The organism is Veillonella sp. LMAG:90 (genome assembly GCF_008679445.1).
Lineage (GTDB): Bacteria > Bacillota > Negativicutes > Veillonellales > Veillonellaceae > Veillonella_A.
The window spans coordinates 1,446,232-1,458,686 of the sequence record NZ_NAND01000001.1 but is presented as its reverse complement, the minus strand read 5'-3'; the positions used below and the strand labels follow the sequence as shown (position 1 = coordinate 1,458,686).

10 protein-coding genes and 1 pseudogene are annotated in these 12,455 nt (G+C 40.1%); 4 read left to right on the top strand and 7 right to left on the bottom strand.

What is annotated here, in order from left to right:
• Positions 1 to 44: 44 nt before the first annotated feature.
• The 3 genes from mnmL to CCC71_RS06380 form a co-directional block, all read right to left on the bottom strand.
• Positions 45 to 1,007 carry a tRNA modification radical SAM protein MnmL/YtqA gene (mnmL, locus tag CCC71_RS06390; protein WP_296333298.1) on the bottom strand — a complete coding sequence of 321 codons (963 nt, stop codon included), beginning with the start codon at positions 1,005 to 1,007 and terminating at the stop codon, positions 45 to 47.
• Positions 1,000 to 2,865 (bottom strand): B12-binding domain-containing radical SAM protein, encoded by a 1,866-nt coding sequence (locus CCC71_RS06385; RefSeq protein WP_021841074.1) that lies wholly within the window; start codon positions 2,863 to 2,865, stop codon positions 1,000 to 1,002. Before CCC71_RS06385 ends, mnmL begins: the two co-directional genes overlap by 8 nt.
• A gap of 152 nt (positions 2,866 to 3,017) precedes the next feature.
• Positions 3,018 to 3,602 carry a histidine phosphatase family protein gene (locus CCC71_RS06380; RefSeq protein WP_226974040.1) on the bottom strand — a complete coding sequence of 195 codons (585 nt, stop codon included), beginning with the start codon at positions 3,600 to 3,602 and terminating at the stop codon, positions 3,018 to 3,020.
• A gap of 489 nt (positions 3,603 to 4,091) precedes the next feature.
• On the opposite strand from CCC71_RS06380, the gene CCC71_RS06375 reads away from it, so the two are divergent.
• Entirely contained in the window at positions 4,092 to 5,315 is a 1,224-nt protein-coding gene (locus tag CCC71_RS06375) for an MFS transporter (RefSeq protein ID WP_021841076.1), read from the top strand.
• A gap of 126 nt (positions 5,316 to 5,441) precedes the next feature.
• The gene (gene nadE, locus CCC71_RS06370) at positions 5,442 to 7,454 is read left to right on the top strand and encodes an NAD(+) synthase (protein ID WP_021841077.1); all 2,013 of its coding nucleotides are present in this window, start codon (positions 5,442 to 5,444) and stop codon (positions 7,452 to 7,454) included.
• A gap of 132 nt (positions 7,455 to 7,586) precedes the next feature.
• Here nadE and CCC71_RS06365 read toward each other — a convergent pair whose 3' ends face one another.
• Positions 7,587 to 8,087, bottom strand: coding sequence for a GNAT family N-acetyltransferase (locus CCC71_RS06365; RefSeq protein WP_021842121.1), 501 nt, complete (start codon positions 8,085 to 8,087; stop codon positions 7,587 to 7,589).
• 248 nt (positions 8,088 to 8,335) lie between these two features.
• On the opposite strand from CCC71_RS06365, the pseudogene CCC71_RS06360 reads away from it, so the two are divergent.
• Together CCC71_RS06360 and CCC71_RS06355 are read left to right on the top strand one after the other, a co-directional pair.
• Positions 8,336 to 8,455, top strand: a pseudogene (locus tag CCC71_RS06360) (LysR family transcriptional regulator); the annotation flags it as partial.
• Complete coding sequence (locus CCC71_RS06355) at positions 8,444 to 9,169, top strand: substrate-binding domain-containing protein (protein ID WP_363172055.1); 726 nt, start codon at positions 8,444 to 8,446, stop codon at positions 9,167 to 9,169. The pseudogene CCC71_RS06360 and the gene CCC71_RS06355, both read left to right, overlap by 12 nt.
• On the opposite strand, the gene CCC71_RS06350 is transcribed toward CCC71_RS06355, so the two are convergent.
• The 3 genes from CCC71_RS06350 to CCC71_RS06340 all read right to left on the bottom strand — a co-directional run bounded on the left by CCC71_RS06350 (position 9,161) and on the right by CCC71_RS06340 (position 12,325).
• A complete protein-coding gene (locus tag CCC71_RS06350) occupies positions 9,161 to 10,762 on the bottom strand; it encodes a subtype B tannase (protein ID WP_296333295.1) in 1,602 nt (533 codons plus the stop codon). The two genes, CCC71_RS06355 and CCC71_RS06350, sit on opposite strands and share 9 nt — an antisense overlap.
• 144 nt (positions 10,763 to 10,906) lie before the next feature.
• A complete protein-coding gene (locus CCC71_RS06345) occupies positions 10,907 to 11,482 on the bottom strand; it encodes a hypothetical protein (protein ID WP_156705727.1) in 576 nt (191 codons plus the stop codon).
• A gap of 267 nt (positions 11,483 to 11,749) precedes the next feature.
• Positions 11,750 to 12,325: a hypothetical protein gene (locus CCC71_RS06340; RefSeq protein ID WP_021842117.1), complete on the bottom strand. Its 576-nt coding sequence runs from the start codon at positions 12,323 to 12,325 to the stop codon at positions 11,750 to 11,752.
• Between the last annotated feature and the right edge of the window lie 130 nt (positions 12,326 to 12,455).

Below are 12,455 nucleotides of genomic sequence, written 5' to 3'. Positions count from 1 at the left end.
TAAAAATGCCATTAATTGTATCTGCCAATATTCGTTATTCATTTTTACAAAAATTTACGTACTGCCGAGCCGTTTAAGTAGTTACATAAGTCCCCCTGTCGCACATCACGTTCATCCATACGTCGTTCTATTTCTTCTTGAATACGCCACCAGCCCATAGACCAATTCGTAAACAAGGTGTTTTCTTCCGGCGCCCGGCCAACCAAGCGCTGTAAGACTATATTTTTATCTAAAAGTCGTAAAAAAGCAATAACACGCTCAATATATTCATCGGCACTGATTAATTCAAATTGTTTCTCTTCATACCACTTGGCCATTAATGTATTCTTTACAATATAAAGAGCATGCAGTTTAACTTGATCAACACCGAGTGCCGTTAAAATCCTGGCCCCTTCAATCGTATCCGTCATGGTATCCCACGGCAGATTGACGATCATATGAGCACAAACGCTGAAGCCGTAACGTTTAGTCCTAAGCACCGCATCAATGAACTCCGCCATGCCGTGACCACGATTGATTTTTTCAAGGGTGTGGTAATTCACCGACTGCAAGCCGTATTCCAAATAAATATCCACACCGTATGTTTCCTTAATACCTTTTAGAATCTCTAGGTACGTGTCGTTAATACAGTCAGGTCTGGTCGCTATGGCAAGGCCAACCGTACTATCAATGCAACCTGCCTCCATATATTCTTTGAAACGTTCCGGTTCCAAATACGTATTGCTGAAATTTTGGTAATACGGAATGTATTTATACGCTTTATATTTAGGGGCAATATGGGCAATATTCTTCACCAATTGCTCCTGCACCGTCATAGAGGCCGGTAGATTATCATAGCCCGCCCCGATTTCGCCGCAGAATACACAGCCCCCTACACCGGCCGAACCGTCACGATTAGGGCAAGTTAACGGTAAGGCTACAGGCAATTTATATACTTTTTCTCCATATTTTTCTTTCAAAAAAGCCGATATGGCTCGATACCGTTTCGGTTTTGTCGTATCACTCATTAACTAATACCGCCTCCGGTCTTACAAACGGCGTTTGCCGTTGTTTTACATCTATAATTAGCGTCACCCGGTCTATCCCCTTTGTCTTATAGGTCTTCTGTTCCGCTTCGGAAATGGCACCTAATATAACGGCTGTAGCCAATGTGACTGTATGTTCACAATAATCTTGACGAATCCGTCGCCATTCTACAAAGCGATAATTAGGAATAAACTGTTTCACTAATTCTTCGTCACGCCAGAACGTCTCGCCGGCCTGTAACAATTCCTTAGTCTGTTTAGGGAGGCCCAATTCATCGCCCCGCACTTTACCGCCGAAGCTTACCAGGCAATCATATTCCAAGAGCTCTTTACTGATTACATCATTTTGTTTTTCAAAATAATCATGTAAAAAAGCCATTTGGTCGCGATCATTCAATTTACGCTGATGTAAATTCTGGGCGAGCCAGGCTTTCGTCAAATTTTCAAAATAATGGAAGGCACTTTCGCCATTGGCAATTAAACGTCGTCCTAAATAGCCAAACACAGTGCGCAACCGTTCACTGTTGTAAAAACGCTCAAACACATCTTCAAAATGCTTTAAAAAGCGTATTTCATCGTAAGGCATGACATGCGTAGCCAGTACTTCATACGGTGCCTTCGGATCATATACATAATCATAATCCTTACTTCGTTCCAAACCGGACCCTTGTAATAATTTAAGAAACCCGATTTGCAAAGCATGTGGCGTCAAACTAAACACATCGTTAAAAGACTCACCAAAACGCTCATAAGGCTCATGCGGTAAACCAACGATGAGGTCCATATGTACATGGGTTCGCCCACCTTCGATAACGGGACGGATAACCTCACAAATATGGGCCCAATTGTTATAGCGCTGAATGGCCTTAAGTGTTTCCGGATTTGTGCTCTGAACACCTACTTCAATCTGCATACGCCCTTTGGGGGCAGTGACGAGTAAATCAACTTCTTCCTGCCCCATCAAAACCGGTTCCATTTCCAAGTGGAAATTCGTCGCCGTATCCGCATCATGGATCCACTGCATCAGCGGTAAATGATGATGCTTGGCGCAGTTAAAGGTTCTGTCTACAAATTTAACTTGCTTTACCTTATGGTCAATAAACCACTGTAATTCTTTAAAGGTTCGTTCCTGCGGGAAAAATCGTACCGTATTGGCATTGCCCGATAAACAGTACTGACAGTGAAACGGACAGCCGCGAGACGATTCATAGTAAATAATCTTATGTTCCAAATCTACCATATCCGATTCATCATAGGGGAATGGAATCGTACCTAAATCGGCTACTTCCGCCACTTCTTCAGAACCTTTAATAGGATATATCTCATTTAAAGAATTAACGTTCCCAACATTAGCAATCAACGCTGTAACATCCATAGTATTGGTGCCGGTTACATCAGTTCCGGTTTCACGTCCCAATATACCCGTTATAGCCGGTTCCAACGGTGATTCTCCGGCTTGCAATTTAGCCGTTAATTTGGCAAAAGCTTCTTCCCCTTCACCTTGTACAATGTAATCAATATACGGATGCTGTTCTAAAATACGGCGAGCCGTATAAGATACTTCCGGACCGCCCAGTACAATTTTTACCGCCGGTCGTACCGATTTTAACAAAGACGCTACATGGAGTGTCATATCAATATTCCATATATAGCAGGCAAATCCCACTACATCGGCGTCATGTTCCGTTAAATCGCTTATAATATCCAAAACAGGCATATTAATAGTGTATTCCACTATATCATATGCCTGTCCTTGAGTGCGTCCGAAGGCGCGCAAATACCTGAGCGCCAACGACGAATGTATAAATTTTGAATTTAAAGTACTTAAGAGTATGTTCATTAATATCCTCATCATATGATCGCAGTTAACTACACTGCCACTAACTTAGTCATCGGCTATATTATATCATATTTTGAGAATTTTGTGTGAATGGAGGGTATTGATTGTCGAGTTTTACTATAATATTACATTCAATAAACTCTTAATGGTACTTAAAGTTCGTACGTAAAAATATCACAGTTATAAATTACCGGACAATCAAAAAATTCCGACATAAGCTGTTTAGCCGAAGCATCAGGCTTCTCCGCCACCTGAAAAAAAGCTTTCATAAACAATGCATGCGTAAATACGGCAACATTTTTATGACTACCGCCAAAACGTTCATTTAACAATAAGTGGGCGGCCTTAACACGCTTAATAAATTGCCCGAACGATTCTACCGTAGGATGCATTTGTAAATCCGGATTCAATGTTTCCCAAAATTTTTCCACCATCGGCTTACGCTCCGCCATGGTCGACCCCATACATTTCACCGGATCTAAATAAGTAAATTCACGAACTTCCGGCCATTCTTCAACCGTAGCCGTCGGATAGGCATTAATCGTCGGTTTCGCAGTTTCTTTAGTACGTAAATACGTAGAGTGAATAATATACTCTAAGTGATTAGGCAAATGTTCCGGCACTTCTTGCGCTTGAGATTGCCCCAATGGCGTTAAAGGTATAGTTGCCGTTCCAAACGTTTTTAGACCTGCATTTGCTGCACTTTCACCATGACGGATAAGATAAATTGTTGCCATAAGTCTCCTTTTACTCAATTGCATAATTACACAATCACTCATTACTCCATAATCTGATAAGTCGGGATTAGGCCCGATATTCTACTCAATACTCTACGCTCAACTAATTTTTATTTCCAGTAAACACCCCATACAAGATATAATAAAATTTTATTCCCCGTATAAAACTTTTAAATAATACTCATTATATACTCATTTATCAAAAAAACACAACAATATTTTTATTGATAATACTTTTTTAAAAAAAATTGGTATTTTTCACAAAATACTCGCATTTATCCTTATTAACTACATAATAAAAAGAGTTTATTCAAATTTTAAAGCTTCTCGTTATAAATCACTAAACAATCATCATTTACCTAAACAAGTATGTAAATTTCTTGTAAAAGTGTGCCAAGAGGTATAAAATATGAGTGTTACGGATAATTAGTACTTACAAAGTTGATTACTAATCCGATGTAATAATTAAACTTAAAAAAGAGGTCTTTTATGTCTACCGAAATAAGTATTAACCAGACTCCGTCTGAAAATAGATTTATACAAAAAACTCACGAATATTTACCGGCCATATGCCATATGATTAATGATACGGCTCAAGGTTCATTACCGGCTCTATTGCCATTATTTATTACCAATTACGGGCTCACCTATGAACAAGTAGCCATTATTATCTTTTTCAACACAGCCTTAGCTACGGTTGCCCAACCATTCTTTGGCTATTTGGCGGATAAAAAAACCTTTTGGCAAAGTGTTCCATTGGGAATTCTGATTTGCGGCTTTAGTATTGCTTCCATTGCCTTTGTAGACAGTTATGTGGGCATTATTATGTGCGCCCTCATTTCCGGTTTCGGCTCAGCCCTGTTCCATCCGGAGGCAGCGCGTTGGGTTAACGCGATTGCGGGTAAAGAAAAAGGCAAGGCCATGAGTTATTTTTCTGTTGGTGGCCAAGCCGGTTTTACCATCGGTCCTATCATCGGCAGCAGCGCTTATATTTGGGGCGTCAAAAGCCTCTTAATCTTTGCCGTTATCGCCATTGTGGCAGTGACCCTCTATTTAGTATTAAAACCATATAAATTAGCCGCCAAAGCGGAACGTAAAGTAAAAGAAACCTCTGCCAACGTTACGGCTCAAAATGACTGGCGCAGTTTCAATATTCTCTTCGTTACCATTGCGGCTCGCTCCATTTGCTTTGCCGTACTTAACACCTTTATCCCCATCTATTGGATTACCCATTTAGGTCAAACAACGGCATCCGGTAACTTAGCCCTTTCTATTTATTTTGTTTGCGGTATTATCGTTACCGTTCTTGGCGGTACCTTAGCCGATCGCATCGGCTATGTTAAAGCCATTCGTTATTGCTATATTTCCCTTGTGCCTATCATGTTGGCCTTTACTCTAAGTGATTCCTACTGGCTCTCCATGATTCTAATTTTACCGTTAAGTTTCGGTATTTTTACCCAATACAGCCCTATGATTATTTTAGGACAAGTGTATTTAGCTAAAAACATCGGCTTTGCCTCCGGTATTACCTTAGGACTCGGCATTACCCTTGGTGGCATTGTCGCGCCTCTTATCGGTAAATTGGCAGATATGTACGGTCTTCAAAATGCTTGGCTCACTTTAAATCCGATTGTCTGGATTGCCTTACTGTCCACCTATTTCATTACCGATTTGCCTCATTTAAAAAATAAAATCACTACCGTTGAAAAATAAGGTATAATAAAACTGTCTAAGACATATTGCACTAATATATCTTAGACAGTATTTTTACATTATGAATCTTTACATTATAAACCTTTACATTATGAACTGTTCTCTTTTTCAAAATAAGGAGCTCCTATGATACGCATCGGTATGGGCCAAATTGAAATTACGCCCGGCAACCCCCGTAAAAACAGAGATATTATTTTACAAGCGATCGAATACGCTAAAGCCTTGCGCTTGGACCTATTAATTCTTCCCGAACTCGCTCTTAGCGGTTATCTCATCGGCGATGTATGGGATCAACCGGCTTTTGTCAATGAATGCGTAGCCATGGGCGAAACAATTATCAAGTCAACCGATAATATAGCTGTCATCTTCGGCAATGTCGGCCTCGATCCTGACAAAACCAATTTTGATGGACGACCACGCAAATTTAACGCTATTTTCGCCGCTCAAAACGGCGAGCTCATTACCCCTCAGGAATCGCCCTATCCGTTTATTATAAAAACGCTCAATCCGAACTATCGCTTCTTCAATGAAGCTCGCTATTTCACGCCGCTACCGACTGTAGCTCAAGAGTTACATCGCCCGGTTGAGGAGTTGTTAGGCCTTTTACCATTTACTTTTAAAAACGGCGAAATGTTCAATGTAGCCCCACTCTTATGTGAAGATAGCTGGGATGAAAACTACTCCTTCTCTCCAACGACGACGCTTGCGGATAAGAGCACCATTCAAGATGTGCCGATTGATGCATTTATCAATATTTCAGCGTCCCCATTTACCCTTGGCAAAAACGAACGACGCCATCGCCTATTCAGTGAACGCGCTAAGGAATTAGAAACGCCTGTCTTCTACATTAATTCTGTGGGCTTACAAAATAATGGTAAATCCATTTGTACCTTTGACGGTCAATCCACGGTGTACAACCAAGCTGGCCAAGTAGTTGCTCAATTACCGGCCTACGAAGCTACCGTACAGCCTGTTTTAATGGCAAAAACAAGCGAAGCAACCACGGTTGAAAATGCTGACAGCCCGATTACTGAAAATAGCCGAAATGTAACGACTGAAGCACGCTACGAAGTAGTAGATTTATACGATAACCAAACAGTGATTAAAACGCCTGTTAAATCAGAAGCACCTTTGGAAGTTGCTCAAATTTACCGGGCCCTTCATTACGGCTTAAAATCCTTCTTAAAGCAAACAGGCATAAAAAAAATCGTCATCGGCGTGTCCGGCGGTATAGACTCAGCCTTAAACGCAGCCCTCTATGCGACCGTATTAGATCCATCACAAATTTATTTGGTGAATATGCCGACCCGCTTCAATTCAACGGCTACGAAAGATTTAGCAGCTCAACTGGCCAAGAATCTAGGTTGCCAATATGCCGTTTGCCCGGTAGAGGACAGTTTAACGCTCACCGTCAACCAATTTGAGTCATTAACCTTTGAAGGCCCGAACGGCTCCGAACAAGTCAAAGTTAGCTCCTTTGTGAAAGAAAATATCCAAGCCCGCGACCGCTCTGCTCGTATCTTGGCCGGTCTCGCTGCTTCTGTAGGCGGTGCTTTCACCTGCAACGGCAATAAGACGGAATTCACCATCGGTTATGCCACCCTATATGGTGATTTAGCCGGTTTCCTAGCCGCCTCCGGTGACCTTTGGAAATATCAGGTCTATGATTTAGCCAATTATTTAAACCGTGAAATCTTCAAGCGCGAAGTCATCCCCCAAGGCACTATTGATATCATTCCGAGTGCGGAATTATCTGAAAACCAGGATATCACCAAAGGTCAAGGCGATCCATTGCAGTACGAATACCACGACCGTTTATTTAAGAGCTTCATCGAACCTTGGAATCGTATGACGCCGGAAGATTTACTGCTCGCGTATAAAGAAAATCGTTTAGAAGCGATTCTAAACTTACCTAAGCCGATTTCTCATTACTTTGACAGTGCGTCCGACTTTATCGCTGATTTAGAACGTTGGTGGAATTCCTTCGCCGGCCTGGCCGTGGCCAAACGAATCCAGAGCCCGCCTATCATCGTAGTCAGCCGTCGAGCCTATGGCGGTGATTTGCTGGAATCCCAAATGGCACCGTATTATACGGAAAAGTATTTTGAATTAAAAGAAGAATTATTACAGCTGCAATAACTATTATCGGTTCAAAATAATATAACACTAAAAAAGAAATGCCTCGGAAGGTTGAATTATTACCTTTCGGGGCATTTCTTTTTAGAGAAAATTTTATAAAAGAGTAATTAAAGCCGGTAGGCCTAATGCATATTATAATAATTTATCATACGCTAATTTATCGCCGTTTTGAAAAACAATGGTACCACAATAAACATAACCGTTCTTCTTCAAAATATGTTGCATTCGTTTATTCGGAAAATCCGTATCCACTCTAATATATTTCACGCCTTTAGCTACACAAAGTTTGTCTATTAAACCAAAAGCTATGTCGGCAATGCCCTGGCCTCGTGCTTTTTTACTAAAAGCCATGCGATGAACCACGGCATAAGGCGCCTCACTTCGCCACGCCCCATTAATATCGTCATAGGCCGGTTCACCGTCAAAATCAACGCACATATAACCTAAAATTTCTTGTTGGGCTTTGATAACATACCCCTTTTTCTTCTCCATATCAGCTTCAATTGTATCGCGATTGGGATATGCTTCCGTCCATTGCACAAATCCCTGTTCTTTTTGAAAAGCACGCCCTTCTTCAATAATTTCATAGCATACTTCTAACTCTTTACTGTTTGCTAATTCAAGTGAATACATTATATTGCCTCCTCATATTCTAGTCTTTCATCTTCATTACGAATTTTAAAGCTTGATATATTGTTTAAAAACTCCATGTAAGCATCTCGTTGACAATCGTATTTTTCCCTGCTAGTATACCATCAATAGATAATTAAATATAATTGATGTTATTAAATATAAACTTCATTATTATTGAAGTATTGGAGATGCTCATGGAACTAAAATATTTACAGACCTTTAAAACTACTATTTAAGAAGGCGGCTTTACCAAAGCGGCAGAAAAACTCAACTATACGCAATCCACCATTACCTTCCAAGTCGGACAATTAGAGCAGGAACTTTCGGTAAAATTATTTGAAAAAATCGGCCGACGAATGATGCTCACCAAAGCCGGTGAACAGTTATATCCCTATGTAAACGATGTTCTTACATCAGTTGAACGCTTGAATTGTTTTGAAAATGATTTGACGGAATATAAAGGCATTTTACGTATCGGCGTAGGCGAAACCCTGCTTTGTTATAAACTCTCACCGGTTTTGCAAAAATTCCACGATTTAGCTCCCAATACAAGACTCTTTTTACGGTCCATGAATTGTTATGACATCCGCAACGAGTTATTGGACTGTATCTTAGACCTCGGTATATTTTATGAAAACGTCGGAGGTTTTGGAAATAATTTAACAGTAGCTTCTTTTGGCAATTACCCTATGACCTTAGTTGCTTCGCCGGAAATAAAAAAGGAATATTCTGATTTCATAACACCAAATCAGAATATTCCTATACCTTTTATTATCAATGAACCTAACTGCATCTTCCGTCAAATATTCGAACAATATTTGCAAAGAAAGTCCATACGACTGGACCATACCATCGAATTATGGAGCATACCTACTATTAAAAACCTGGTAAAAAGCAATGTCGGTATTTCGTATCTGCCAACCTTTGCCGTAAAAAATGAATTGAATAACGGTGAACTGGTAGCCCTCGAAACCGAATTAACAGATACTCATATATCGGGTGTTTGCGGTTATAACAGTAATAAGTGGCTTAGCCCTGCCATGGAATTGTTTGCTCGCCTGATTAGAGAGACGTTAAACTAATTGATCAATCCAATCAAAAAGTTCTTGTAAATCATAATCGCCGGCATGCGGAATGCCCCATGGCAAATCAAAATCAACGTCGTAACCATAATTAGCCAAGCGAGTAGCCACAATTAGCGGCACGGCCATGGACGTGTTGTTATCCTTTTCACCATAGCGAATGCGCCAATGCTGGGTCTGTTCCTTCGTCTTTGAAGCGTCATTTGGTGCAATATAGTTAAGCGGATTCATCATTTTGACGATATGTTCATCTGCCACAGCAGTGCCGTCACCGTTAATAGATGCAAATTGTATGAAATGTTGATTGTCTACCGTAGCCGTGCCAAACAAGTTATTTTCACCAGTAGAATTGTCGCGAGAATCAAAAGCACCCGGAGCCTTCATGCGACCAACCGAAGTATTGTATTTCAGCCAATCAACATCGACGATTTTATCCGGATTTTTCGCATCATACACTAAAAAATCGGCACTGGAAATATCCGTTCCTGCTGCTTTAGCTTTTTCAGCACTCTTAATGATATACGATTTAGCATAGTCCATGAAGGAGCCGTTGCCGTTAAAGTCGAGTGACAATAATTTACCGTCTTGATCTTTTAGCTGTAAACTATTCAAATACTCAGGGAAGTTATTTTTCAAAAGATCGCTGTAAGCAATCGCGTCAGCCGTCAATTGAACTGCCTTTTGAGTTTGTTGCTTACCGGGTGCTTCACCGGACATGTCCGGCATAGCTGACATATCCGGGGTGGCTTTGGCCGAGCTGCTCCCTAAGGTAGGATCAGGTGGCTCCATTTGACCGCCAAAGGACGGCATACCTGTGTATTCATTGACACCGTTATATGACCATTCGTAGGCCATATCGGCATGGTCAAGATCGGTAATCGGACAATACGCCGATACGACATAAATATCGGTTCGCGCATCGGCTGCGCCAATCTCTTGTAAATACGGAGCATAATCCGATTCATTACCGGTAGCACCTAGCAACAAGGATAAGGCCCCGCCCGCACTGGTGCCGTTGGAAATAATTTTATTCGCATCACCGGGCATAATGTTATCATTCTTATGTAAATAGGCCACGGCTGCCTTTAAATCCACAATAGCGGCCGGCGCTTTACCGTAATAGACACCTTCTGCCGTTTCGTTACTGCGACCGCGTGCAGCCGGTGCCGCCACAACAAGGCCACGTGATAAAGCATATAAAACAGCATTCGGTTCGCCATCTTTAGAAAGAGTCGGTGTGGCCGCTTTCCCCGGACGATAGCCGCCTACCGAATTTGGTAAAAAGATAGGTGCCGATTCAGCTGTATATTTTCCATCTTTTTCATTTTGAAAATAGGCTTCCGGAATATACACATTCATAGACTGATAGGTCGTATCCACCGGATTGGCTACATACGGAATATTTTCATAAGCTCTAAAGGTTACTTCCTTACCGTCAACTGTCATCGTACGCGTTTCATAATTTTGGATTTTAAAATCCAAAGAATCGGCCGCACTTACCGAGCTTATTAATCCACCCACCGTTAATGTCGCTCCCATAAGAACCATAGCTCGTAATGCCTTTTTGTACTTTGAATACTTTCCTATTTTCATAATCATATCTCCTTTCAATGTACTTTTTACATCTAACTATATCTATATTATAACTTTTATTTGTATTGATTGTAATTATAGATTGAAAAAATAGGAGTAATATGAAATAAAAAAATCATCTTCAAGCGTGAAATTTAGATCTTGTCATCCGTCAATAAATTTAACAAAATTACCTTTAGCATCAAATTCTGTTGAATATGATTCTTTAGAGCCATCAATTAGAATGTAGGCTTTATATGAGTGATTGCCAGCATAATAGATATATCCCACTGATTTTTCAACTTTACCGTTTTCAATAGATTTCGCTTTTTCCTCGGCCACTTTATACATCTCAGGGATTTTACTATAGTCGATGGCATCGATTGGCATAAGATTATCTTTCACAGTAAGACCATCGGGAATGAACGCCGCGCCTGCATTTTGCCACTTGCCATTCATATAAATATATTTGTCAACTTTGTCACTGGTGCCGGGAACCAAAACATCAATACTAATCGTATTTCCATACTCTTCTGTATCCGAAACTACTACATTGTTGAACACCTTAATTACTTTTCCCTTAAATTCTGATTGTTCTTTTAATTCGGTAATAATCTTAGCTGCTAAGCCCGGTTCAGTGATTATACTTTTTTTACCACCACCGGTATCACTGTCACCACCACAGCCTAACATGGCCATTACAGTGATAATCATGAAAATAATCCCCATTAATCTTTTCATAATACCCCTCCTATATATAAAACTAAATAACACTAACGACATTCCCAATAGGAAATTTCATGCAAACATACGATATGGTTAGTAAACTATACAATTTTAAAAGATAAAAAACTATTGCCGAGTCGAACACAATCTAAAATTAGAAATTCTCCAACGACAATAGTTTTTACACTAAATCTTACTGTTTACAATAGCAGTAGCGTCTCAAAATTATTAAACACCAACTTATTCACTTTTTACTTGTGTAAAACTAGCGACTAATCATTACTATTCTTTTTTCATTTCAATGAGGTTGCCTTTAGAGTCAAAAATGGCGTCGAACTTTTCTCTGGCTCCTTCGATTTTAAGATGAGCATCATATTTACGTTCATTAATTTTAAAAATGTAAATCAGCTGTTCATCTACTTTACCGCCTTCAATCTCTTTGGCCTTATCTTGGGCTATTTTATACATATCCGGAATCTTACTGTAATCGATAGCATCTAATGGCATAACATTGTCTTTCATGTCACCGTCGCCCGAAATTTGAACCGGTTGTGGAGCAGCCCATTTACCATTTTGGTACACATAATTATCAACTTTATCATTAGTGTCAGGAACGAGGATATTAATATCAATGCGGCTTCCTACACCCTTAAGATCACTAACCAGTACATTTTGAAATACCTGAATATCTTTCCCCTTTAATGCAGGTGTTTCTTTCAATTCGGAAATAGCCTTAGCCGCCAAACCCGGTTCTGTAAAAATACTTTTCCCGGAACCGCCGGTAATGCTGTCAGTACCGCAGCCCAGAACAGCCAGGACGGTAATAAACATCAAAACAATACCCCATATTCGTTTCATAATACCCCTCCCTAAATATAAACACGACACTACTTACTATTTTAATATTACAATACTTTTCAATTTTTTACTACACATGTATAATAAATAGATATGATTGTTATGATTTTTTATCAATACAGTAGACTCA

Bases quoted from the DNA above. Each gene is read 5' to 3' on its own strand.
- CCC71_RS06385 (WP_021841074.1), bottom strand. From the start codon at position 2,865: ATGAACATACTCTTAAGTACTTTAAATTCAAAATTTATACATTCGTCG.
- CCC71_RS06365 (WP_021842121.1), bottom strand. From the start codon at position 8,087: ATGTATTCACTTGAATTAGCAAACAGTAAAGAGTTAGAAGTATGCTAT.
- mnmL (WP_296333298.1), bottom strand. From the start codon at position 1,007: ATGAGTGATACGACAAAACCGAAACGGTATCGAGCCATATCGGCTTTT.
- CCC71_RS06380 (WP_226974040.1), bottom strand. From the start codon at position 3,602: ATGGCAACAATTTATCTTATCCGTCATGGTGAAAGTGCAGCAAATGCA.
- CCC71_RS06375 (WP_021841076.1), top strand. From the start codon at position 4,092: ATGTCTACCGAAATAAGTATTAACCAGACTCCGTCTGAAAATAGATTT.
- CCC71_RS06345 (WP_156705727.1), bottom strand. From the start codon at position 11,482: ATGAAAAGATTAATGGGGATTATTTTCATGATTATCACTGTAATGGCC.
- CCC71_RS06355 (WP_363172055.1), top strand. From the start codon at position 8,444: ATGATGCTCACCAAAGCCGGTGAACAGTTATATCCCTATGTAAACGAT.
- nadE (WP_021841077.1), top strand. From the start codon at position 5,442: ATGATACGCATCGGTATGGGCCAAATTGAAATTACGCCCGGCAACCCC.
- CCC71_RS06350 (WP_296333295.1), bottom strand. From the start codon at position 10,762: ATGAAAATAGGAAAGTATTCAAAGTACAAAAAGGCATTACGAGCTATG.
- CCC71_RS06340 (WP_021842117.1), bottom strand. From the start codon at position 12,325: ATGAAACGAATATGGGGTATTGTTTTGATGTTTATTACCGTCCTGGCT.